The following is a 25,221-nucleotide window of genomic DNA, read 5'->3' as shown; positions in this document are numbered from 1 at the left end:
TTTATTAACTGGCCGCTACAGTCTTGGCGTCACTAATACCTTCTAATAAACTCAGCTCATCTTCGAGCAACCCTAGCATATCTTGCAGATGCGGTAGCAGCTTACTACAAGCGGTAATACAAAATTCAATTTTATCTTGATAGCTAGAAAGCGTGATATTCAGCGCTTGACCATCGACGATGATTGAGGCTGGATATAGCGCTTTTAGCGGTGCACCATTCCAATATAGCGGCTTTTTGGAGCCCGGCACATTAGAGATAATAAGGTTAAATGCCTGCTTCCTTGGGAATAAACCTGTCAACACATTAATGCCTTCCCATGCATAAGCAATGGCGCTGTAGTTGATAACTTGCGCTTTATTCATCCGTCTAAAACGACGCTTACCACTATTCACACTCTTATAAATCAATTGTAAACGCTTGGCTGGGTCGTCTAAGTGCGTGCCCAAATTGGCCATCAAAAATGAGATTTGATTGCCTGAGGCGCTCTCATCACAGCGTAATGACATGGGCACAAAGGCAATTAACGGCTTGGTCGGCAGGGCATTCATAGAGAGCAAGTAGCGACGTAATGCCCCCGAACAAACAGCGAGCACCACATCATTGACGTTAACCTCAAACGCATCAGCGATAGTACGAAAACGCTGAATGTCATAAGATTGAGCGGCAATGCGCCGCGAGGCTGAGATACGCTGATTAAGAATACTCATTGGCGCATCAAAGGTGCCGACGTAATCTTCATCATCACCATGCTTAAAGTTGTCGATCAACTCGGTAAAGACAGGCTTAATAGTCGATAGTTGCTCTTTTACGATACTACTTACTGAGCGTCCAGCGGGCAATAAACTGTCCACTGACTTACGGTGACGCGCTATCAGCGACCATATGGGCAAACTGACAGGTTCAGTCGGCGATTGCGACAAGGACTTTTCGACCAGACGCATGGCAGCAACACCATCGACCAACGAATGATGAATTTTGAAATACAACGCAAAACGTTCAGGGCTACCCTCGGACTCAGGCAAGATACCTTCTATCACGTGACATTCCCACAATGGCATGGCGCGGTCTAGCAATCGGCTATGCTCTTTGGAGATGTACATCAACAGCTCACGGACACGTCCGGGGTTGGGCAGCGCCACATGGCGAAAGTGATGTTCGACATCGAATTGATCATCTTCCTTCCAAAACAGCAGTCTTTCGAGCACTTGGTTAAAGGGAAAGCTCGGTGGTACTGTGGCATTTTGCATTTGCTGCACCAGCTTGTAGACGAAGTCACCGTTCGCATTTTGTCCATCTTGTGGTAATTCAAATAAGAACAAGCCCCCCACGTGCATGGGCTGTTTACGCGACTCAAGAAGTAAGAACAACTGGTCAACAGCGGTGAGAAGTCGCATAATAAATCCTTTTATGGCGATAAGTTATCAGTAAAAATTATGGAGTCTACCCACTATAAAGCTGCTACAGCGTTAATCAAGTGCAAACCATACGAGGGTATCGCTTGCACTTGGTTTTTTTGTATCGACCTTTACTGTGGGCTGACCGTCATTAATAAGTGGCTATTTGGCTGACGACTAAAACAATGCTTTTAAAGTATCATAGCTCCAGTGTCATCGCACCGAGTAGCATTACATTGCCTCTATCTTATTATTTTATAACTGGCTTTTCATCAAAAATATATATTAAAAAGTGATGACAGCCAGTCAATAGCTACTGGAAAAAATAGCCCGTTTGTGGCGAGCTGGCAGTCGCCATTTTGCGCATCGGCATACGACCAGCTAAGAAAGCCTGACGTCCTGCCCAGACAGCATGTTTCATCGCATGAGCCATCATCACGGGGTCTTTGGCATTGGCAATCGCTGAGTTCATTAGCACGCCATCACAACCAAGCTCCATGGCAATCGCTGCATCAGAAGCCGTGCCGACGCCAGCATCAACCAAAACGGGCACTTTAGCATTTTCAATAATAAGGCTAAGGGTGTGGCGATTAAGCAAACCAAGACCCGAGCCAATTAAGCTACCAAGCGGCATAATCGCCACGCAGCCCATGCTTTCAAGCTCTTGCGCGACAATAGGGTCGTCTGAGGTATACACCATGACTTCAAAACCATCATCGATTAACGCTTTGGCGGCTTTTAAGGTTTCCATCACATTTGGATAAAGGGTTTTTTCATCACCCAAGACTTCCAGCTTAACCAGATTATGTCCACCCAATAATTCGCGAGCCAGCTTGCAAGTCCGTACCGCAGTTTCGGCGTCAAAACAGCCGGCAGTATTGGGCAAAATAGTGTATTTATCAGGGGAGATTACATCAAGCAAATTGGGCTCATCGCTATTCTGACCGATATTGGTGCGACGAATGGCGACCGTGACAATTTCTGCTTCTGAGGCGCCAATGGCAGCCCCTGTCTCGGTCATGTCTTTATATTTGCCAGTACCGACCAACAGCCGCGACGAAAACGTACGGCTACCGACAGTGAAGGTGTCTTGGGAAAGTGGTATAGGGTTGGTAGTAGTGGGAGCCTGTGACATAACTGAAAATCCTAATAGCGAGCATGCAGGGTTGGACAGAAAAATTAACGTTAATGATATGAGCGTTAAAGAAGCGAGCGTTAATCACTAGTTATTGATTAGCCGTTAACTCATCGCTGGTAATTACTGACTACTGGTAATTACTAACTAACTGACTAATAGTAACGCATTGTCAGCAAAATAAGAAATCACATGATAGTCTTATTGAGTATAAAGTGGTCAGCAAATACGCCAGCCACATAAAATGCTACTCGCCCAAAACAAAATGCTATTATAACAAACTCATGCGCGCTTACTTGCAGTCTTTTTGGGTTTAGTCAATGAAGTGCGCCATGCCTTTTTGAGGCATGAAAAGGCTTTTATTTCTGCCGTTATATCTATTTATCAGGTCGTCTATATGATGCAACTGCCGTACAGTTTTGCCAAACGCCATCAACTCTTGGCCATTCTTGCTATTGATCCTGAGCTGCCAGCGACTTTAGTGCTGACCAAAGCCACGCCGTTATCAGCGATTAATGAGGCGGTGCGCTTTTTACAGCAGCAAGGCATACGCGGTGTGCCGACTTACGAGAGCATCAGTGCCGATGACTTTGAAAGACGTATGAACGCCGCTTATGCAGGCAATACGGGCGAATCACAGCACATCGCCGCTGGGCTTGAAGATCATCCCGATCTCGATAGTTTAGCAGATAGCGTGCCTGAGACTGAAGACTTGATGGATCAGCAAGACGATGCGCCAATTATTCGACTGATTAATGCGCTGTTGTCCGAAGCGATTCGCCTTAGCGCTTCAGATATCCATATTGAAACCTTTGAAAAACGTCTGGTCGTGCGCTTTCGCGTCGATGGCGAGTTAAAAGAAATTATTACCCCAAAACGCCAGTTGGCACCATTATTGGTCTCACGTATTAAAGTCATGGCCAAGCTTGATATCGCGGAGAAGCGCGTACCGCAAGATGGGCGTATCAGCTTGCGCTTAGCAGGGCGAGAAGTAGATGTGCGGGTATCGACCTTACCATCGAGCTTTGGTGAGCGCGTGGTCATGCGTTTATTAGACAAGCAAGCGGGTCGCCTCAACATGACCTATTTGGGACTGTCTGATAACGACTACACCGAGCTAAAGCGTTTGATTCATCGTCCGCATGGCATTATTCTGGTGACAGGACCGACAGGTTCGGGTAAAACCACCACGCTATACTCAGCATTGACGGATCTCAATGACCAAACTCGTAATATCTTGACCGCCGAAGATCCGATTGAGTTTCAGCTCGATGGTATTGGGCAGACGCAAGTCAATAATAAGGTCGATATGACCTTTGCCAAGAGTCTGCGCGCGATGTTGCGTCAGGATCCAGACGTGGTGATGGTCGGTGAGATTCGCGATTTAGAGACCGCCGAGATTGCAGTACAAGCATCGTTAACAGGACATTTGGTATTATCAACCTTGCACACCAATACTGCCATCGGTGCGGTGACGCGCTTGCAAGATATGGGTGTAGAGCCATTTTTATTATCCTCATCGCTCATCGGTGTGGTCGCCCAGCGTTTGGTACGTACGCTATGCACGCATTGCCATACGTGGCAGCCTGCTGATAGCGAACAAGCCAAATTATTTACTGAAATTGGTATAGGGTTACATGCTGAAAGTTTAATAGCACAGACGATTAACTTACCCAAACCCGTTGGCTGTGATAAATGTAATAATTCAGGCTTTAAAGGGCGTACCGCGATATATGAAGTCGTTCCCGTTGATGATACTTTGCGGCGGATGATTCATAGCAATACAGCGGAGTACGAGCTAGAAGAATATGCGCGCCAACAGACACCATCGATACGTGCTGATGGGTTGCGTAAAGTCATCGCAGGAAGGACAACATTGGAAGAAGTATTGCGAGTGACCAAAGAGAGCGCACTCACTGATGATATGATTGTATAAAGCGTGATTGTATAAAGCAGAACGGTTATTGAGTCAACGTCAGGTCAATTGACTCAATAACCGTGTAACGAAAAAAGCCAGTTTGGCTTACTTTTAATAGCGCTACTATTTTGCAGCAGTGCATTCAACTTCAACGCTAGCACCCGCCGCTAACTCTGCAACACCAAAGGCGGAGCGTATAGGGTAGGGCTTAGCCAATTCAGCTTTATAGACTTTATTAAAATCATCAAAATCGTCCATGTCGGTCAGCATCGCCATACATTTGACGATGTCTGACTTTTGATAGCCGTATTTTAACAAGGTTTCATTGATATTATCTAAGGCTTGTTTGGTTTCGGCTTTGATACCGCCTTTGACCAATTTGCCATCTTTAAAACCGATTTGCCCAGACATGTATAAAGTGTCGTCGACGCGTACCGCTTCTGAAAATGGATAGTTGCCGCCATCACCCAAAAAGACAGGGCTAGATTTAGTCATGGTTGAGTTATTGGTTGCGGGTGCTGCATTGGCGCTAACGGCAAAGCCTAACGAGCAGGCAGCCACTAAGAGCGCCTTGGATAAATTGGCAGTAAGTTTATGAGTATATGTGGACATCGCTGTCTCCTTATTATAATACCAAACCTAAAAATTATGATTAGCCTTGTTAAACGCGTTTAGTCTACGGTAAGTAGTACTTTCAGCCGTTTTACTCGCTACTTTCATTTTTGTGTGTGAATGGTATAAGTTTATGGATTAAAAGTGCGCTATAAAAAAAGTCGTTAATAGCGCAGTCATTGTTATGTCTGTTATTACGTTATCATTTGCTTTCGATTTTATCATCATTTTCGGTTGTAACACCGTCTGTTGCAGCAGTCTCAGTCTCGAATTTGGACTTATTATTTTGTCCTTGACGGCGTGCTTCTAACTCTGATTTTGGCACCCAAGCCCAGAGCATTTCAACGACGATAGGGTCACGCTCACTATCAGACTCGCGGTCATGAATCACGCAAGGAATAACCATTTCACCTTTTGGCGTGTTCAAAATGTCCAAGCGTTGCTCATCAGACAAGGTCGCCACTGCAGCCACTTGACCTTTTTTGATTGGGCGATAGAAATTTACCGAATACGATTTAATCAATAATACGCGGTCAGAAGGTAGGTTTAGACCTAAAATAAAGCCAGTCGCGGTTTCAGCCAGTAGGGTAATGGCAACGGCGTGGATAGAGCCGATATGGTTTTGCACCGCTTTGCTATTATTTAAGCTGACCACGACTTGGTTGGGGTCAACTGTTTCATAATAGACGCCCGTCGTGCCGACATAAGGTACAACCTTGCCAAACGCTTTGGATAAAATAGTAGAGCGTGCACCAGCGGGTAAATATTTTGTCACTGATAAGAGTTTGGTAAATTGATTGTTCACAGGCTTTAGGGTGCTCTTGGGCTTTTCGACTGGCGATTTTGTGCTGTCAGATACGGTAGCTGGCAATTTATTGCTCAGCTTGCTAGGGAGTTTTTTTAATAATCCTGACATACAAAAATCCTTCTTTAGATGGGTTAAGTAAAATTTCTAGCATGATACATTGTTCATTATAGTGGCAAATGTAGTGCATGTTATCGTAGCCGCTATGGCGACTATGGTACCTCAACCTAGATGTGGCTACTATTATTAGCATGAACTGCTGCGCTTATTAAATGGCAGTAACGTAACCATAGCATTAGCATTGATTGGACGTTATGAGAGATCATAAGATATTTTTAGACGAAGTTATTTGCTAGATTAAGTGGCTAGCGATGTTGAGTGCAAAATAACCATGACTTGATAGTGGTATTTTAGCACGCGTTATTTATCATTTTTTATTTCCATTGTGATTGCCGGAAGAAGTTATGCCTGAGATGTCTATTCATGAGCCAACCAATATCATTTATACCGGCGTCGCTGGTACTGGTAAAACCTACCAATTGCTCCAAATTGCTCAGCAATATACCGACTATCTACCGAGAGCGAACGATGCTGATTTGCTGGCACAGCTATTACAAACGTTAAGCTGGCGTGATGTGGTATGTTTGATATTTTTAGATTTTCACTCTGAAAAACAAGACCTTATAAAAGTACCCGAAATTGTCAGTCATGAATTCTTTGTTGCCAAAGCTGCCCAAAATGCCCGTGAGAAGAACTTAAGTAATACGGCATGGTCGGTGCTGCAAATGCACAGTCCTAGCAGCTCAAAAACCGTGACGTATAAAAACCGTGCTAGCCAAGCTTACTTTGATAAAGACCATAGCGGCGCTTGGTACTTGCTACCCGAAAGTATGGATTTATTAAGCAACTTAGCGCAGCAATTGGCAGAGTTTCAGCAAGCGCAGCGTGACAATACCGCAAGCCAATACCAAGCTTTTAGCGAGCAGCGTTTTAGTATGGTCAGTTTTCACCAAGCCTATGGTTATGAAGAGTTTGTTGAAGGTATTCGACCCGTTATGGCAGCTTCTGGTCATGTCAGTCACCGTTCTGAGACGGGTAATAGTCAAGCACAGATGAGCTATGCCATTCAAGATGGGGCGTTCCTCAAGCTTTGTCAGAGTGCTGCGCGTGACCCAAAACGGCGCTATGCCATGCTGATTGATGAGATCAACCGAGCCAACGTCTCACGGGTATTTGGTGAGCTACTGAGCCTGATTGAAGCTGATAAGCGCGCTGGTATGGCAAACGCTATGAGCGTGAATTTGGCCTATTCTGGTCGTGCGTTTAGTGTGCCAGCCAATGTCGATATCTACGCCACGATGAATACACAAGACCATTCTTTAGCGCCACTAGACATGGCTTTGCGTCGGCGCTTTCGTTTCATTGATTGTCCGCCTAAGCCCGAACTGTTACCCATTATCACCGCTGTTGGCAACGCTAAGCAAAGCCTAGAAGATAGGCAAACATCAGAAACCATAGATTTGGCTAAGTTGCTAACGGGCTTAAACAAGCGCATAACCCAAGCATTGGGGGCGGAGGCGCAATTGGGTCATGCGTTTTTGTTCAACGTAAAGAGTTTGGCGCAGCTACAAACTGCATTGGTTGAACAAATTATTCCGCAATTGGCACAAGCGGCTGGCGGGCAAATGGCTATTTTGCAGTATGTGTTTAGAGATGAGCCGCAGCCGATGAAGGCACAGTTCATTCAAGATAGCCAAGCGCAGATTAGTGATCATGTGGATGACGAGATAAATCATCAAACGAATGACATGACAACCAGTCAGCTATTTAGCGGTCATAATGCCTTTTTAGGACAATCGATTAACACTGGTAGCTATCGGATTAATGCCGATCTTATCGAAAGAACAGGCGAGTTCGCCACTCTATCCGTCTACCAGCGTTTATATTGATAAGGTTGCTAGCTAGTGATGAGTAGAGTAATACAGTCTGAGAGTAAAGCGATAGGTAGCAACGCTAACAGTATCGATATTGCTAATAGCGCCAGAATAAAAGCGCTCGATGCTAATATTATGACGGTATTTGAGCATCAACGCTTAATGGCGCACGATTTCTGGCAAGCGTCTGACTTTCATTGGTTGATGGCGCAAGAGTTTGCTGTATTTACTATTAAACGCAAACAGGGACAATGGCAGCTCAAGGTCGAGCATTATATCGGCATCGTATTGTTACCGAGCGGTATGACGCTTGAGATATTACCCAAATTAATTGCCTCAGCATCTACCAGTCGCCCGCAGCAGCAGTCCTTTGAGCCCCATCAAAACAGTGATAGCGATATTGGACAAATCCGTCAATGGGTACAAAACATGCTGTCTGATTTGATCAATAGCAGTAATCAACGTAACGGTAAATCAGCCAATACAAAAAGTTTGGGTCAATTCAGCTCGCAGGTAACGCCGCTGCCGTTAGCTGCACCATCGCTATCAGATTGGCTCGCTCGCCAGTTTTTACAGCGCTTGGCGCATTATCAACCAACCCAGCATTACCAAGCTCAGGTGGATAATCAGGCAACGCTACAAGGTCGGCTACTTATCAAAGAGCAACTGCGCCGCAATAGTGTACAACCGCATAAGTTTGTCTGTGAGCGCAGCATGCTCAGTCAAGACATGCTGAGCAATCGTTTGATTAAAAGCGCGCTGGTATGGCTGGCACCGCTCCTGCAAACAGCCATGCCACCCAAGTCCATACAGCTCTGGCAACAAGTGCGGGCGCTTAATTACCATGAGCGGCAGCGCCTAGAGTCGGTATATCAGCAAGCAAAGCGCCAGCTAGCACTACAACCGTTGAGTCAGCTACAAGCACAGGCCGCGCAGCAATTGTTAGAGTTGGCTTACTGGCTATTGCAGCGCTCAGATATACAAACCGGCAACGGTATCGCTGCCAGCCTATCCTCTCAACCTCTATCGCGACCACGCTTGTGTCTATTGATGGATATGAATCAAGCTTTTGAGCAATGGGCAAGCCTACGTATCGCCTCGATGTTTGAGCAACTAAATAAAAATTATCAGGCACTGCATCAAGCACAAAGCGTGTGGCTAAATGATGCAGAAGGACAGACGTGCCTGTCTATCCGTCCGGATTTACTTATTTATCAGACCCCAAATGATGATATTCGTGAGGAGAAAAATGCTAGAAAACATCCCTATGACGATAACCAGAGCATGGCTAGCGCAAAAGAGACGCGTAACTACAGCCATGTAATCGATATAAAGTGGAAGCATCTGAGCCATTCAGGTGCGCTCAGTGCCAGCGATGCCTATCAGTTGACCAGCTATGCGCAAGCGTATCAAGCAGGGCAGGTGTGGTTGGTCTATCCTGTACAAGGTAACGTCAGACAACCTGTAGCGCTCAGACAACAGATTCATGGAAGTGGTAACGCCGATAGTCATAACTCAGCTTCTGCAAAGCTGTGGCTTATGCCTTTTGATGTGCTGAGTGGCACGCTGAATGGTGAACTACCACAAGAGTTATAGACGCTGTAATTACTTCGGTTCATAAGCAAACATTCCCACCGAAAAATGGCTCTCCAAGATAATTTTAATATAATTTGGCTAATTTATAAAATATTCGAAAATAGGTGTTGACACAATCACCTTTACCCCTTAATATGTGCACCTCGATAGCGAGGAACATTAAGCAGTTAGCGGCATTGCCAATAACCAATTAATCAACTTAACTATCGTGATAATAGAAAATTTCGGAGTGTGGCGCAGTTTGGTAGCGCATCTGGTTTGGGACCAGAGGGTCGTAGGTTCGAATCCTATCACTCCGACCATCTATTTTAAGAGCCTTACAGGCTTTTTTTTATGTATAATGATATTGTTTTGATGCTATAAGTTTTTGCTATTATAAACAAATCAAGATGTATAAAAGTCCTCTAAGAGCGCCTGTAGCTCAGCTGGATAGAGCATCTCCCTTCTAAGGAGGTGGCCGCAGGTTCGAATCCTGCCAGGCGCACCATTTAGCCTGCAAATCTTGCCTTCCTTGGCAATAGTTATGGCGGTTGTAGCTCAGTTGGTAGAGCCCCGGGTTGTGATCTCGGTTGTCGTGGGTTCGAGTCCCATCAGTCGCCCCATTTTATTTAGTATAACTTTCTACATAACTTTTATACCCACTAATTGCCCTCGTTGGCATTTTTTTTCGTCTGCGTTTTTTATATTTGTGCTTTTTATATCTGAACTTCCTATCTCTTCAATTTTTTCCACTGCTCTGACTGTTTTTTGCCGGTTAGACAATCTTATTTTGTTCCTTGTTTTTTACGCACGCACTGTTGGCTTCTTTAGTTGCCAACGGACTTGTTAGGCGCTAAATTTCTTACCAGTGTTTTATGAGCGCTACAGTGAGTGAAAAATAATATCAAACCATTACGCACTGCTGATATCTATTTTCCTTGCTTGCTTGCTTGCTTGCTTGCTGTGCCTGCGCAGACAAAGATTACAAAAAGTTGATATCAGCAATAGCGTCGCGTTTTTAGGATATTTTATGAGTACAGTTAGTTTTGATTAGAGCTTAACTTTTATTTAGTTATAACTCCCTACTGCTTTTAGGGTAAAGTACCAATTATTAAGTAAATATAAATCGTTAATTAAGAGTTTCGCATGATAATGTGGGGGTCATTACGAGGATTTGGCTCATTTAGAGTTATTTACAGTCATTAAGCGCTGTCAATGTTGCCAATATTAGCGTTCTTTACAGAGGCTATAAAAAATCGTATTGTTAAAAATTAGCGTTCGATATGTGTTTAGCGTACGTATAACTTTAATCGCAGTCCACGATAAGTGATTTTTCTTGTGTAATATCTCTTAGGTGGTTTATTTTGCAGGGTTAGGTTCAACTGCCATAGATTATTGAGGAAGTTATTGATGGACGCACTGAGTGTATTGCTACAAAATGTGCATTTGTTTGAGACAAAATACTATCGTTTAAATGGTGCTGGTAACTGGTCGTATTCGCTTACCAGAAAAGACACTATTCTGTTTTATTTGGTGATGTCAGGCAGCTTTTGTATCGATGTGGGCAACGGCTTACGAGAGGCACATGCTGGCGACATCATCATGGTTCCCAATGCCTATCAACACGTCAGTTATGCGCTGAATCATCATGGTGATGATGCCAAGCCGTTGGATGAGCTGCTCACTAACTGCAAAGATAATACGCTTGATCTCACCAGCAATGGCGATGCGAAGTCGTCTTTGATACTGATTGAGTGCAAATACGACAAAGAGATGGTTCGTCCTTTATTATCGGTATTGCCACCGATATTGCCTGAGATTAATAATGACACCGATGGGCGATTTGAGGTTATTGATGTAGAGATTAAGCTGTTAACCTTAGAGTCTAAGCATGAGCGTATGGGCAAAACGGCGGTGATCAACCATTGGGCAAGTATTATGATGATTGAGTGTTTGCGCGTTTATATCGAAAGCATCCCCGAGGTCACAGACAATTGGCTAAAGGCAATGAAAGATCCGTTTTTGACCAAAGCGCTAGCAGCGATTCACGATGAACCGAGCAAAAACTGGACGATTTTGACGCTTGCGGAAGTCGCTGGAATGTCGCGTTCCAGCTTTGCGCAGCGTTTTAAAGACACCATTGGTATGCCACCATTGACCTATCTAATCGATTATCGCTTGCGCCTAGCAGCCCGTTATTTGCGCTTGCAGCAAAACAGTATCAGCCGTATCAGTGAGCTGGTCGGTTACGCGTCGGACTCGACCTTTAGCCAAGCTTTTAAGCGCGTCTATGGGGTATCGCCAAAAGCCTATCGTCAGCAGTACCAAAGACAGCTATTGGCTTAGTATCTTGCAATGTGTTGATTGTTAAGACAAAGCGTTAAGGTTAACGATTCGACCTTAACGTTTTTTTTGTCTTATGCCTACTTGATTATTCAGTATTGTTGTTCAACAAGCAAACTTAAATGGCATTATTTGATTGAGGCTATTTTGCTGCGGTACAGCTGACAATGTGTTTAGGTTCAGGTACTATGGAGTCATGAGTTGCCTAAGTGCGACCACTTGTTTTTAGCGCGTTATATTTTACTGTTTGGCATTGATATGTGGCGCGCCAAGCGATGTTTATTTTTGAAGCTGATGGTGTGTTATGACTGAACCGACCGCAAAACCAACGACAAAATCCAATAGCCAACAAGGTATCTCTACGTCTATCGAAAATAATAGCAGTATTAATAAAGACGATGTCGAAAACAATCAGCCTCTGTCAGAAGATAAGCCAAAAAACAGTGAAGAGACTTTGCCTGATAAAGCGGCGCTGCTCGCGTTATTTACCTTACCCGCTTCAGAAGAGGTTAGGAACGACAATATAGCAATTGAAAATCCAGAGACTGAAAGCACAAGGACAGAAAGCGCAGAGACCGAAAAAAAGGCTGCTAGCGAAACCAATACTGCTGCGCAGCGTGTGGCACTCTATCGCGCCCAGCACGAGCGCACACGACTACTATATATGGCTTCTACCGCCACGCGTCCCACTTATCTGGTACAAACGCTAAAAGCACAATTCGCCGAATATCAACAATATCTGCTTGCCCAGCAGCTTGATAAGCGCGGTCTAATGGATACTGATGCCATTGAGCGCCTTTGGCAGCAGCTGCATGTGGTCGACGATATTATCGCGGATATCGTGCGTCATATGCCAGCTCAGCAGCCAGCAGGTTGGCAACTGACCACTCAGGATGGTCATAATCCGCTACGTCTCGCGACGGTTGGTAAGCTTAAACATGACAAGCCTATCTTAGATCAAGCCAGTCTCAATAGTTACGTTCTTGGTCACTTTGGGGTCAGTAGTTTTACCTATGATCGCAGTTACTATATTGGCCATGTGGTCGGCTATTTATTCAGTTGTTATTTTTGCGCGCATCTGTCTATTAGCTATAGCGTGACAGCGCTCGGGCAAGAGGTCGTTGCCGATTATGATTATGCCAGTCTTGAGACCCCGCATATGGTGCGTCTGCTACAAGGCTTAGACGGTTATTGTAAAAAGCGCATTTATCAATTGGCAGTTATTTGCGCGCGGCTCAGTGTTTTTGCCAGTGACAAACGTATCGAGAGAATGTTGATCGCTGAAGTGAATGATTTTGATAAAAAATTGCAGCAACAGCATCTCGATGTTTTATTATTGCAAGGGCTGATGCCTGATAGTAATGACTCGACGCCACTCTTTTAAGTTACTTTTCATCTAAGTAATCCGTTATCTAAGTAGTCCGTTATCTAAGCAAGCCATTATCTAAGAAATTTATTGTTCAAGCACTGATTCAACCTTTTTTTGACTACCTTAGGATATCCGCTGCTATGCCCGCTTATCATTATAAAGCGCTCGACGACCACGGCGGTGTCCAAAAAGGCTTACTCGAAGGCGATTCTGCGCGGCAAGTACGCCAGCAGCTGCGTGATAAGCAGTGGACGCCCGTTGAAGTCAGTGCGGTCAATGACCGACATAGCCAACATAAAAGCCGTTATAAAAAACCGTCGGCTTATGAGTTGGCATTGCTCACGCGTCAATTATCAGTATTACTCGCGGCTGGTATTCCTTTAGAGGAAACGCTGGCTGCTGTTGCTAAACAATCCCCAAAAACCCATATCAAATCCTTGATGCTAGCCGTGCGCTCACACGTGTTAGAGGGTCTAAGCCTCGCGCGTGCCTTGCAACAAGCGGCCAGTTTTCCACCGCTATATATTGCTACTATTGCAGCGGGGGAGAAGTCAGGTCACTTAGATTTGATCCTGAATCAGTTGGCTGATTACACCGAAAACCGCTTTGCGCTACAAAAGAAAATCCAAGGGGCGATGGTCTATCCGATTGTACTGATGGTCATGGCAGTTGGGGTCATCATGGGCTTGATGAGCTTCGTCGTGCCTAAAATTGTCAAAGTATTTGAGCAGTCAGAGCAGGCGCTACCGCTGATTACCCAAATTGTACTTAGCCTATCGAACCTCATTACCCAGTGGTGGTGGCTCATGTTGCTAGTATTATCAGGAACGGCTTTCTTATTTTATAGCTTTGCCCAGACGCAAGCAGGTAAGCTGACGATAGATAGTATCGTGCTAAGACTGCCGATATTGGCGCGGCTATCGAAGGGGCTTAATGCCGCGCGTTTTGCCAGTACTCTTGCGATATTGGTGCGCTCAGGCGTACCACTGATTGAGGCGCTGCATATTGGCGCAGCCGTTGCGACCAACTTACATATTCAAAAAACCATTATCACTGCTGCCGATAGAGTGACAGAAGGCTCAAGCTTATCCAGTCAATTAGAAAAATCCTCATACTTTCCGCCGATGATGGTACAGATGATCAAAAGTGGCGAGAACTCAGGCGAGCTTGAAAATATGCTCAGCCGTGCGGCCAACATGCAAGAAGCGGAAGCCACCAACTTTATCAGTACCTTGCTATCATTACTTGAGCCTTTGATGTTGGTTTTCATGGGCGTGATAGTGATGATTATTGTTATGGCAGTCATGCTACCGATTGTGAACATGAATGATTTAGCAGGTTAGCAATTATTGGCTACTTTTATAATATTTCTTTCCATCTCTTCACTTTAAGAATCTATACGCTTTCTTATTTTTATTGCTCCTTTCATTGTCTTGTTCATTGCCTTTTCTATTGTTCAAAGCCACTTGATTTTAACCATGCTTTTGCCATCGTGGCAATATTTCTATTTCACCTATCTTGCTAAACTCTGCGTTAGCTTTCTTAAGATTTACTTACTGTTGTATATTGTTGACTCGGCCTTATTTTTACTGTGGTAAAGCCAAGCAGTACGCTATAGTAAATTTTGAAAGATTATTGTATTTCTCAATCCCTCATGCCATTTAAGCTTTGCCTTCGTTTTTTACTTTAAATTAGTAGTCCCAATACCGACAATCTGATTGCAGAGCTGGATAAAAATAAAATCATGGTCTATAGTGATAATCGTCTTAAAATTAATCAATACGACTTGACCACCATTTTACGGTTTATACTATTTTACGGTTTATACTATCTTGATACTAAAAGCGATGATAAAAGCGATGACTATGATTGACAATATTCAAGTAAAGACAATGCCACAACCTGCGAAAAGCCAAGCCAATAATTATTCAGATACAATTAATGATAAGACGCCATTGTCGGAGCAGCGCCGTCCGTCAAAGGCGTATCAGCAGTCAGGGTTCACCCTTATTGAAATCATGGTCGTCATTGTAATCTTGGCGATTTTGGCTGGTTTGGTGGTGCCAAAAGTGGTCGGGCAAAGTGATAAAGCCCGCGTTAAAACCACTGAGACCGCATTAGCGACCGTCTCAAATGCTTTGGATATGTATAAGGTGGATAACTCGCGCTATCCGACCACCGCGCAAGGTCTAGATGCCCTTACCACCCCGCCTGCAGATGCCAAAAACTATCCTGACGGTGGCTATATTAAAGGTGGCTATCCGACCGATGGTTGGGAAAACGAGATGCAATATGTCGCACCCGGTAACGAAGGTCGCCCTTATGACTTGTTTTCGTTAGGGGCAGACGGTCAGCAGGGCGGCGAAGGTCAAGATGCGGATATTTATGCCAAGCTATAGAATCATTTGACACTATTAATGAGTGCTGCATATCAATCAATAAGGTGTTATTGGTTGATATTTTTTATTCATAGAGCAGATGCTTTGTTCTACAGTCAAAATATCCTAAAAACGCGACGGTATTGCTGATATCAATTTTTTTGTAGGCTTTGTCTGTGCAGGCACAGCAAGCAATATTGATGTCAGCAGTGAGTGATGTATTGATATTACTTTTCACTCGATATAGGTGCGTCTCTACATTTAGCTTTAAGAGCATTAATCGTAGCGTTAGGTGTTTGGCATATAATGAGCACACTATTAGGGTTTGTTGAACATTCAAATGTGGCACTGGCAGTCCTAATATTTGAATGTACAACAGACCCCAAACATCGACAGTTGTAATCAAAGGTAGCCACTCATGATCATTTTTAAGCCAGCCACTACAGTAGTAGCAAGCAAAGCCAGTGCAAAAAAGTCTTACTTATTGTCTTTTGTTTTAGCGGCTAGTACGCTATTCACGGGCCTAATGGCGACTTCAGTGACGGCGCAAGCGGCTAGTTTGAGTGATTTATTTGGCAATCAAAACAGTGCTGCGAAGTCGAAGTTTCTGCCAGTCGATCAGGCCTTTCAAGTCGTGAGTAGCGGCAAAGCAACCAGCAACGGTACGCGCCTATCGATCGCTTTTGAGATTACGCCCGGTCATTATGTCTATAAAGACAAGCTTACCTTGAATTTTCCTAAGGGCGTGAGCGCGACACCATTTACCTTTAGTCAATCGCCCGTCTCAATTGATGATCCTACTTTTGGTAAGGTACCTGTATTTACCCAAAAAAACGTAGTGGCGACTACTACGTTGACCACTAATAACGGTAAAGGTGCCAAGAATGTACCAGTGATTATTGGTTGGCAAGGCTGCGCTAAAGCTGGCTTGTGCTATCCACCAGAAAAAATTAAAACCACGGTTAATATCGCTACGCCACGTAAATAGCATTTAACGCTAGGGCGTGTCGTCAATTAGTCTATGTGTTCATTGATGATGCGCCTTAGTTGAGTAGTTAAGCCGCTTACTCAAAAAGCCAGTCTGCCCCAACATTCGCTATAAAAAGGTAGTTCTTAATGTCTAAAAAGACGTCAATAACAGAATCATCATCAACGTCTGCCGCCAAAACGTCTGCTGCCAAAAACCATCTATTGGCATTTGCTATCGCTAGTGGCTCGCTGCTTGCTAGTATGACAGCGACCTCGATGACGGTACAGGCGGCTGGGCTTAGCGACCTTTTTAGTAGCGATAAAAGTGCTGCCCAGTCGAAGTTTTTGCCGGTTGATCAAGCCTTTCAAGTCACTAGCAGCAGTAAAGGCACAACATCAGGCACGCGCTTAGCGATTAACTTTGATATTACGCCTGAGCATTATGTTTATAAAGATCAAATCAAGCTAACTTTACCGGCTGGCGTGAGTGCCGCACCATTTCAATTTAGCCAATCGCCGGTTTCAATTGACGATCCTACCTACGGCAAAGTAGCTGTCTTTGACCAAGCCAATATGGTCGCGACGACGATATTAACCAGCAGTAATGGTCAGAGTGTCAGTGACGCCGCTGTGACGATTGGCTGGCAGGGCTGTGCTAAAGCCGGTCTATGTTATCCGCCTGAAAAGATTAAAACTAACGTTAATATTGCGGCCTTACAACAGTCCGCTGCCGGTACTGCTAAGAACGCTAATAATCCAGCCAGCCAAAATAATAGCAAGGATGCCATTGCAAGCACATTGCCCGTAACAACTCAGGCAAATAAGGCGAATGCTCTACCCTCTGAAGCCGAGCGGTCGCTGGTAGATGACGAGGTTATTGACTATGCCTTGATGGATGAAGGTGCTTTAGACAGCGAAATCACAGCTAGTAACACCCTCTCTGGCGCGGATACCAGTGCCGTAGGAGGTGCAGCCAGCAATAATGGAGCGCTCGATAATAACAATAACAATGTCACTAATATTGACAGCAAAAACGTGGTTGCCAATAGCTTAGAAGAAAGCGATCCCTTTGGTTTGTCGACCCATCCTTGGTTGGCATTAGGCTTGTTATTTTTAGCAGGGTTGGGCTTGGCATTGACGCCTTGCGTATTACCGATGCTGCCCATTGTTGCTAACATCGTCGCTCGTCAGAAAAACCCAACGGTCAAAAAAGGCGTAATCTTAACCACAAGCTATGCGATAGGCGTGTCTATTGCTTACGGTATTTTGGGCGCAGTGATTGCCGTCTTTGGCGAGTCACTAGGTATCATCGGCTGGCTACAAAACCCTATTATCTTAATCAGCTTCGCGATTGTATTTGTCCTGCTGGCGCTATATATGCTCGGCGTTTTTACGATTCGTTTACCGCGCACCATTACCAGTAAGATGCAAGGCTTGAGCCAAGCCGGTGATAGTAAGTTGGGCAGTACGGGCGGCAGCTTGGTGGCTGGTTTCTTATCAGCCTTGGTGGTATCGCCTTGTGTGTCTGCGCCGTTATTTGGCGCGTTGCTAGCGGTCTCGACCATCGGTAGCCCACTGTTAGGGTTTGCTGCGTTATTTATGCTGGGCTTTGGTCTGTCGGCACCGCTTATCTTAATTGGCGCGACGCAGGGCAAAATCATGCCAAAAGCTGGTGAGTGGATGAATTGGGTTAAGCTAGGTTTTGCCTTATTATTATTCGCTGTGGCGCTATTATTGATTGAGCGCGTCTTCATCTCACCAGTGATGCTACTGGTTTGGGCGTTATGGTTTATGGTCGTGGCGACATGGGCGTGGAGCTGGATAGGTAAGGGTCGTATGCTGACCCAAGCATTGGCTTTGATTGCGGGTATTTGGGCGACGACGCTGGTTATCGGGGCAGCATTGGGAAATGATGACAGCCTACACCCTTTGGCTTCATTAAGCTCACCTATAATGGAGCAAACGACGGGGCAGACGACAGGAGTGAATAACGCCAGTCGTAATGCTAATGATGTACGCATTACTACCCTTGCAGAGCTAGATGTGATTACTGCGGCTAGTCCCAAAGTCATTGTTGATGTGACCGCTGAATGGTGTATTGAGTGCCGCATTATGGATAAAAACCTATTCCACAATCGTCCTATGCAAATGCAAGATTGGCAATTGGTGCGCTTAGATATCACAGAAACCACGGATGATTCAAAAGCTATCTTGGCGCGTTATCAATTGTTTGGTCCGCCGACGCTGTTGTATTATCAAAACGGTCAATTGGTAAATAAGCAAGTCGGTGAAATCGGTCGCCAAGAGTTTGAGCAAACCTTAACAGCGCTGAATAATACCAAATCGCTCTAACGCCCTAGTCAAAATATCCTAAAAACGCGACGCGGCTGCTGATATCCATTTTTTGTCGCCTCTGTCTGCGCAGGCACAGCAAGCAAAAAAATGGATATCAGTTGTGCGTGATGGTTCGATATTATTTTTCACTGACTATATAACTAAAAACAAGCGAAAAGCCAGCATCTCTCTCGGCCTAACCGGTTGAGAAGGAGGCTGGCTTTTTTATCGCTTATAATCCGGTTTCTTATGACTAATAATTGGTGTTTCTCTTGAATAAATAACGGATAGCAAAGCACACTTGCACGAACAAAGAGCGCGTTGCTATATGTCTGAATCGGTAGGGGAGTGACAGACAATACGCTGAGCAATGACAGCGTGAATGATTTAGGAGCAGCAAGAATATAATTATAGCTGTTAAGGTGTTATTAATTGAACATGGGCTAGATTAAGTTCTGATAACGCTAGTATAATGATGATAATTTTATTACAATAACGCAACAATGTTGAAGTAACAACGCTATGACCAATTGCTACCAACATTTGGTTATGAGCCACACGCCCTAATAATTTTCAATCAAATATCGATATCATTGACTACCAATTTTAGCTTACCTGTTATTGATGCCATCTGCATTAGATAATCTACCGGCATCAATGCCAATTACGACAAAGGACACTTATGTTTGCTCCTCTTACACCCCAGCATCAGACTCGACGCACCATGGCTTTAGGGTTTGGTTCAAAGACACCGCTGAGCATCGCTATGGGTATCGCCTTAAGTTGTACGGCTCTACAAGTACAAGCGGCGAATGACGGTCAGGTTTATAATGAAATACCTGTAGCGGACGCTGCGGTTGAGTATGAAAACGACAATGCTCAGCAAGTGGTTTCTGAGCGTCTAAAAACGCCTAATAAATCGCTCGATCGCAGTAAGTTGTCAAATAGTGAATTCGTCGCCAAGCAGGCGGAATTGTTTTTTGAATGTACGCAAGTACAGACCAGTGCTGCCCGTCTTGCTTGCTTCGATAAGGTTGCTGAGCAAGGCGAAACGCCGAGCTACATAAATACCAAACAACCGCTAGATTTGGCAAAAACATTTAAAACGACTATTTCCGGTAATCCGCAAGTTGTCTTTGCTGAAGAGAATACGACTAATATTGTACAGACCAATGAGACTGATACTGGTCTATTGGCCAATCAATCAGATTCTACTGAGAGTCAGAGTCTAGATACGGTTGGGCTGACGCAAAGAGAAGCAAACGTTTTAGAAAATGTGGGCGTGACTCAAGGCGATATTGAAAAATATACGCCGCTGAGTTTATCTTATGACCTTGATAAAAACAGCGAACGTGGTACTTGGACGGTAAGACCGTACCGACCAACCTATGTACTACCGTTATTTTATACCTTTGATCCCAACTTAAACCCAGGGACTCCCTCTCAAGAAACAGAGTCTTACTCTGCTAATGACATACGCGAGACCGAGCTAAAATTTCAGTTGTCTTTAAAGACTAAGGTCGCAGAGGATTTATTCGATACCAATGCTGACTTGTGGTTTGGTTATACCCAAGAGTCGCACTGGCAGGTCTATAATGAGGATAACTCACGAGAATTTCGCGCCACCGATTATCAGCCTGAGATATTTTTGACCCAACCTGTAGCCGCCGACCTACCTTTTGGTGGGCGTTTACGCATGTTGGGTGTAGGCGCTATTCACCACTCCAATGGACAAGGCGATCCGTTATCGCGCTCATGGAACCGTGCTTATCTTATGGCAGGTGCAGAGTGGGGCAAGCTATCCGTCATCCCGCGTCTATGGGCGCGTGTGAATAATGAAGATGACAGTAGTGAGGACAATCCAGATATCGAAGATTATATGGGCTATGGCGATGTCAAGTTTTTATATGATTTGGCCAATCAGCAGAGCCTAAGCGGTACCTTGCGTTATAACCCAAGCACCAATAAAGGGGCCGCACAAGTCGACTATACCTATCCATTATCAGAAAACGTCAATGGCTTTGTGCAGCTGTTCCAAGGTTATGGCGAATCCATCATCGATTATAACCATGAAAACACCTCTATTGGCTTTGGTATCGTGCTTAACGATTGGAAGGGTTTTTAGTATCAATACTCATCCTGACCCTAAAGCATGCAGCGCCAAAGCATGCAGCACCTAGTCCCTTATCAAACCGGACTATGGCTGGCAGAGTATCTAAGTATACGCTGCCAGTTATGCCGCGTTCATCGCAGCACCTCACAGCACTCAGCAAATACACCCAATTCTTTCTCTGATTCTTTGCCTAGCAATCATGCACTGATTGCCAATTTGCGTCTTTTTTTTGATAAACGTTTAAATCACGGTCTGCTCTGTTCGCATTGTCATCATAGTATAGGCTGGTTGCCCAAGCCCTTTCAGGTCGACATCGCGGCTGCTAGTACGCTTTCTATTCAAGCCGCGACTTATTACGATTATCCCATGCGCCAAGCGATTCGTGCTTTTAAGCATTCTGAGGACATGACCAAGTTGCCATTATTGCTGCACGCTCTGCGGCAACTGCCACGTCCGCACGGCTGTCATCATGATAACAGTGTGATTGTCGCTATGCCGACTACCTCTCTACGCTTGGCCAAGCGTGGCTTTGATCCCGTTAGTATTTTATCAGCGCATTTGTCTAAGCATTGGCACATACCACTGTGGCACGGGGTGCAGCGTATTGATAACACTATCAGCCAGCAAGGACTGAGTCGTGCCGAACGCTTGAGTAATTTAGACAACGCTTTTGCATTAAACGAAAAGCCAGCCGTTAAGCGCTTAATTTTATTCGATGATGTCGCCACCACTGGTGCTAGTTTGCAAGCATTAGGACGTACACTGCACAGCTCATTCGGCGCTGCACCGCTTGATCAGCATCAACCCTCCCATGGATATCATCTTTTTGCCTATGCATTAGCGCACGGTAATCAGTGATAGATTGCCACCAATCTACTGTTCTATTGGTATCTACTATTATGTTGCTAATGTGTTACCTTACCGCTATATTATGAATATACCTTAGCTAAATTTGTTATTTCTCTGTATTTTTTAATATAACCGTTACTACAACACCATTTATCAAGTTAAATGGAATAAAAATTGCAGTGCAGTATTGTATAGAAGCCTTATAGATAATTAAAAAATGAGGCGAGCTATACCGGCTTCATTACTATAAAAATTAGGTATTTATTGCCTTTAAGAAATTAGAGCTGCACACAGCCATAAATAGGATTTGATGTGAACGCATCTGCGAAAAATGTACCTTACCAATTGCGAATGAACAGCTCAGGATTTACCCTGATTGAGCTGATGGTAACGATTGCTGTGCTTGCCATTATTGTCAGTATAGCAGCGCCTAGTATGAGTACGCAGCTGGCCAATCAGCGCGTTAAGTCGACTGCTGCGATGTTGGAAAATGCCCTTAAAGAAACCAAGGTCGAAAGCGTGATTCGGCGACAGGCTTTGGAGTTCAGTTTCGATGATAGTACTCATTCGATGTCCATAAAAACTAAGGGCTCTGGTTCGGAAGAGGTTGCAAGCTATGGTTATAGCTCAAAGAGTATCATAAAGGCGGAAGAATCATCGATTACCTTTAGCCCAAGTAAGCGCGCGGATGCAGTGGTTTATAACATCTGTGATAGCGGAAACTCATCTGCTAAGATGCAGGTTATCGTTACTGCAGTTGCTAATATAAGTACTGCAGTAGGAGGGACTTGTTAATGGCTCAGTTTAATAACCAGCACGGGGTAGGCTTAGTTGAGGTCATGGTGGCTTTGCTACTATTGGCTGTCGCTGTATTAGGCTTTAGTGCTTTGCAGATAAATGCGTTGAATGCTACGGATGAGAGTTTGGTACGTAGTCGTGCTATGAGTATGTCAAAACAACTATCAGAAAATATGCGCTTAAATACTTTAGCTACTGATGATTTTATGACAGCGTTAAACACCCTGAATCAAGGTACAGATAATATCACTGAGTATTGTGCGAAAGTGGCACAGGCAAGCAGCAGTTTTGATCAAGATAGCTGCAAATCAGACGCTTGTAACGCCGAAGAAATAGCAGCATTGAACACGTGGCAGGCAGCCAATTTAGGCTGTGAACAAGATATCATGTTAAACATGACCACTTGCCCAGATATGGCTGATATAAATGCTAGACAATGCATTATTACTTCGTGGGGTAAAACAATACCTGTTTTAGATGACAGTGAAGACAATGCTTGTGGCAACAGTAGTGGTTCCTACAAAGTAGGGTCGCATTGTCTGATAATGGAGGCTTATTAATGAGAATCTCAATGCTTCAAGATTGTCGGAAACGCCAAATGGGATTTACATTAATAGAACTCATGGTATCGCTGTTTTTAGGTCTGCTTGTATCTGCTGCTGCAGTACAAGTCTATATGATCAATGCGAAAACAGCAGGCATACAAACAAGCGCCTCAGAGTTAGTCGAAGATGCTGCCTTTAATCTACCTATAATAGAAAGAAAAGCGCGTCTTGCAAACTTAGGATTAGCAGATAAGGTTGCAGCCGACCAACCTGGTTCTGGTATCGCTTTAACGAGCGCTGAGAATGCAATAGAGGATGAGGATGGCAATAAAGCTTTAGATAGCTTTCGTAATCCCAAAGACTTAGGTGGTGATCCAAAAGTACCCAAAAATATTACTTTAGGTGGCTCTCCTGTAAATGTTGCTTTATTAACTCGTACTGGTGATCAAACGGTAGGTACTGAGACAAATGAGTGGACTGGAGCGAGCAACACGAGCTCGAAAAGTGGTCAGCTGACCATACAGTACCGTGCGCCACAAGACATGTATGACTGTGAAGGTAAGTTGGCGCTAGGTCCAAGAAAGGTCACTATCGGTGGAGTAAAAGAAGTCATCGATGGCCAAATCATTGTAGAGCGCTTCTATCTAAGAGCACCTGACGCATCAAAACCTACAGAGCTTTCTTTGTATTGTGATGCAGGAAAGTATATTACCGAAGTTATGGATGAGTATACTGAACAAAGTAGGCCAGATGAAAAGCTATCTGAATCTGTTGAATTTGAAACCAATAATACAATCAGAGATTTTGGTGATGCTGGTCAGGAGGTTATGACCCATGTGGATTACTTCGATATATTATTATCGACCAGAGAGGGCAATCAGCTACAGTATTATACGGTAAACGACTATCTAGATTTGGACCTTGAAGATCAACCGCCTATTATAGGAATAAAGTACGGTTTGATTTTGCGCTCTGATAATGCAGTGTTGAATGAAGAAGGCCCATCTGAATTCACTGTATTGGGTAAAACCTCCACCCTAAATAATGGTTTGAGCAAAAAATATCTGCGCACGGTAGTAGAGTCGTATGTGACATTAAGAAATATAAGTGTTATGGATGATTAAGCAAAACCTGATGTGTAAACCTGTCTCGCTTAGGTAATAATATTATGAATAAATATCCTAAATATCAGCTGCCAGCCTCCCAGAATGGAGCTACACTAATCGTAGTTTTAATGTTTTTGCTATTAATTATTGTCGTAGGCGTCATTGCTGTACGAAATAGCATGACGTCATTACGTTTGGCGACTAGCGATCAGGTAGATACCTTACTACTAACGACTTCAGATACATCCAACAAGAATATTGAAAATATCATTAATGATCCGACATACAGCAGTGAAAAAGCCAATATTCTTGGGTCACTTGGTTTTTTTGGTTATTTCTTGAATACTGGTGCCACATCAAACCGTGGTGATCAGGTGCTGTTCTGTTATCGTCCACGCCAAAGCTATTTTTTTAAGATGTCTGAGGCAACTATTATTACCCCATCGGGGCAAAGTAAGTTGGTAGGCGGTGCAGGTTCAAGCGGTTTTTGTCGCCCTAGTCAAGCTGGCGATTTTGTCAATGCTCGTCAAAACGTCATGACTCAGGTGTCAGTGACCAGGCCAAACACACAGTCATTACCAGTGACACCATTTGGCAATGTGCCGCTAGAGATAACCATCAACTCAGATGATGCGACCAGTAGCTCGCCAAGCTTTCGCATACACTCCACCTCATTTTTGCCAGCGATGTCAAAAGTATCAGACGCAAAGATTACCGAGTGTCTAAAAAAACCTAGCGAAAATGCTGCATCATTTGTAGCTGGAACTGACGAAGATGACTCTACTCAAAATACATATTTTGGCGAGACGCGTAACGAGTGTTTGGCCAAGATTGGTGTACCAGCCAAGGTACTAGTCAAAGAAGCCAAGCTAGAAAACAATGTCGATTCCGAGAACTGTATAAATGAAGGTTATGGTAAAGGTGACGGTAAAATATCTCAAGCGTGTCAGGATTTATTGGGCTTAACGCCGAATGGCAATATCGCTCAATCAGCAAAGTAACGTGGCCAATATCTATAATTCGCATATAGTAGGAACTAAAT

General features: G+C 44.2%; 19 protein-coding genes and 3 tRNA genes. 18 read left to right on the top strand and 4 right to left on the bottom strand.

Annotated features, from left to right (window positions below):
- Positions 1-4: 4 nt before the first annotated feature.
- The gene (locus W293_RS0106960) at positions 5-1,396 is read right to left on the bottom strand and encodes a WS/DGAT/MGAT family O-acyltransferase (RefSeq protein WP_025651749.1); all 1,392 of its coding nucleotides are present in this window, start codon (positions 1,394-1,396) and stop codon (positions 5-7) included.
- 313 nt (positions 1,397-1,709) lie between these two features.
- Positions 1,710-2,531 carry a thiazole synthase gene (locus W293_RS0106955; RefSeq protein WP_025651748.1) on the bottom strand — a complete coding sequence of 274 codons (822 nt, stop codon included), beginning with the start codon at positions 2,529-2,531 and terminating at the stop codon, positions 1,710-1,712.
- 397 nt (positions 2,532-2,928) lie between these two features.
- Between W293_RS0106955 and gspE the strand changes: the two genes are divergently transcribed.
- Positions 2,929-4,467 (top strand): type II secretion system ATPase GspE, encoded by a 1,539-nt coding sequence (gene gspE, locus W293_RS0106950; RefSeq protein WP_037025520.1) that lies wholly within the window; start codon positions 2,929-2,931, stop codon positions 4,465-4,467.
- A 105-nt stretch (positions 4,468-4,572) separates the two neighbouring features.
- Here gspE and W293_RS0106945 read toward each other — a convergent pair whose 3' ends face one another.
- Positions 4,573-5,061 carry a RidA family protein gene (locus W293_RS0106945; RefSeq protein WP_025651746.1) on the bottom strand — a complete coding sequence of 163 codons (489 nt, stop codon included), beginning with the start codon at positions 5,059-5,061 and terminating at the stop codon, positions 4,573-4,575.
- Between the two features lie 202 nt (positions 5,062-5,263).
- Positions 5,264-5,977 (bottom strand): DUF4442 domain-containing protein, encoded by a 714-nt coding sequence (locus W293_RS0106940; RefSeq protein ID WP_025651745.1) that lies wholly within the window; start codon positions 5,975-5,977, stop codon positions 5,264-5,266.
- Between the two features lie 353 nt (positions 5,978-6,330).
- On the opposite strand from W293_RS0106940, the gene W293_RS0106935 reads away from it, so the two are divergent.
- The 17 genes from W293_RS0106935 to W293_RS0106850 all read left to right on the top strand — a co-directional run bounded on the left by W293_RS0106935 (position 6,331) and on the right by W293_RS0106850 (position 25,180).
- Entirely contained in the window at positions 6,331-7,815 is a 1,485-nt protein-coding gene (locus W293_RS0106935; protein ID WP_025651744.1) for an McrB family protein, read from the top strand.
- 18 nt (positions 7,816-7,833) lie between these two features.
- Complete coding sequence (locus W293_RS0106930) at positions 7,834-9,396, top strand: McrC family protein (protein ID WP_025651743.1); 1,563 nt, start codon at positions 7,834-7,836, stop codon at positions 9,394-9,396.
- A 225-nt stretch (positions 9,397-9,621) separates the two neighbouring features.
- A tRNA-Pro gene (locus W293_RS0106925) sits at positions 9,622-9,698 on the top strand.
- A gap of 108 nt (positions 9,699-9,806) precedes the next feature.
- Positions 9,807-9,883: transfer RNA gene (locus tag W293_RS0106920), tRNA-Arg, on the top strand.
- Between the two features lie 39 nt (positions 9,884-9,922).
- Positions 9,923-9,998 (top strand) — tRNA-His (locus W293_RS0106915).
- Between the two features lie 787 nt (positions 9,999-10,785).
- A complete protein-coding gene (locus tag W293_RS0106910) occupies positions 10,786-11,721 on the top strand; it encodes an AraC family transcriptional regulator (protein ID WP_025651742.1) in 936 nt (311 codons plus the stop codon).
- 301 nt (positions 11,722-12,022) lie between these two features.
- Entirely contained in the window at positions 12,023-13,102 is a 1,080-nt protein-coding gene (locus W293_RS0106905; protein ID WP_025651741.1) for a hypothetical protein, read from the top strand.
- Between the two features lie 125 nt (positions 13,103-13,227).
- Positions 13,228-14,430, top strand: coding sequence for a type II secretion system inner membrane protein GspF (gene gspF, locus W293_RS0106900; protein ID WP_025651740.1), 1,203 nt, complete (start codon positions 13,228-13,230; stop codon positions 14,428-14,430).
- A 516-nt stretch (positions 14,431-14,946) separates the two neighbouring features.
- Entirely contained in the window at positions 14,947-15,486 is a 540-nt protein-coding gene (gene gspG, locus W293_RS0106890) for a type II secretion system major pseudopilin GspG (protein WP_084212285.1), read from the top strand.
- 397 nt (positions 15,487-15,883) lie between these two features.
- Positions 15,884-16,453: a protein-disulfide reductase DsbD N-terminal domain-containing protein gene (locus W293_RS0106885; protein ID WP_025651738.1), complete on the top strand. Its 570-nt coding sequence runs from the start codon at positions 15,884-15,886 to the stop codon at positions 16,451-16,453.
- A gap of 128 nt (positions 16,454-16,581) precedes the next feature.
- On the top strand, positions 16,582-18,786 hold the full coding sequence (locus tag W293_RS0106880; protein ID WP_025651737.1) for a protein-disulfide reductase DsbD domain-containing protein: 2,205 nt from the start codon (positions 16,582-16,584) through the stop codon (positions 18,784-18,786).
- 664 nt (positions 18,787-19,450) lie between these two features.
- Positions 19,451-20,893 carry a phospholipase A gene (locus tag W293_RS0106875; RefSeq protein WP_025651736.1) on the top strand — a complete coding sequence of 481 codons (1,443 nt, stop codon included), beginning with the start codon at positions 19,451-19,453 and terminating at the stop codon, positions 20,891-20,893.
- Between the two features lie 42 nt (positions 20,894-20,935).
- Positions 20,936-21,739 carry a ComF family protein gene (locus tag W293_RS0106870; protein WP_025651735.1) on the top strand — a complete coding sequence of 268 codons (804 nt, stop codon included), beginning with the start codon at positions 20,936-20,938 and terminating at the stop codon, positions 21,737-21,739.
- Between the two features lie 303 nt (positions 21,740-22,042).
- Positions 22,043-22,525 (top strand): Tfp pilus assembly protein FimT/FimU, encoded by a 483-nt coding sequence (locus tag W293_RS0106865; protein ID WP_227502366.1) that lies wholly within the window; start codon positions 22,043-22,045, stop codon positions 22,523-22,525.
- Complete coding sequence (pilV, locus tag W293_RS0106860) at positions 22,525-23,088, top strand: type IV pilus modification protein PilV (RefSeq protein WP_025651733.1); 564 nt, start codon at positions 22,525-22,527, stop codon at positions 23,086-23,088. The genes W293_RS0106865 and pilV overlap by 1 nt, the downstream gene beginning before the upstream one ends.
- Positions 23,088-24,197: a PilW family protein gene (locus W293_RS0106855; protein ID WP_084212284.1), complete on the top strand. Its 1,110-nt coding sequence runs from the start codon at positions 23,088-23,090 to the stop codon at positions 24,195-24,197. Before pilV ends, W293_RS0106855 begins: the two co-directional genes overlap by 1 nt.
- Positions 24,198-24,358: 161 nt before the next feature.
- A complete protein-coding gene (locus W293_RS0106850) occupies positions 24,359-25,180 on the top strand; it encodes a hypothetical protein (protein ID WP_156915626.1) in 822 nt (273 codons plus the stop codon).
- Positions 25,181-25,221 lie beyond the last annotated feature (41 nt).

The organism is Psychrobacter sp. TB67 (assembly GCF_000511065.1).
In the GTDB taxonomy this organism is placed as follows: Bacteria; Pseudomonadota; Gammaproteobacteria; order Pseudomonadales; family Moraxellaceae; genus Psychrobacter; species Psychrobacter okhotskensis.
This window is presented reverse-complemented; position numbering and strand designations above follow the sequence as displayed.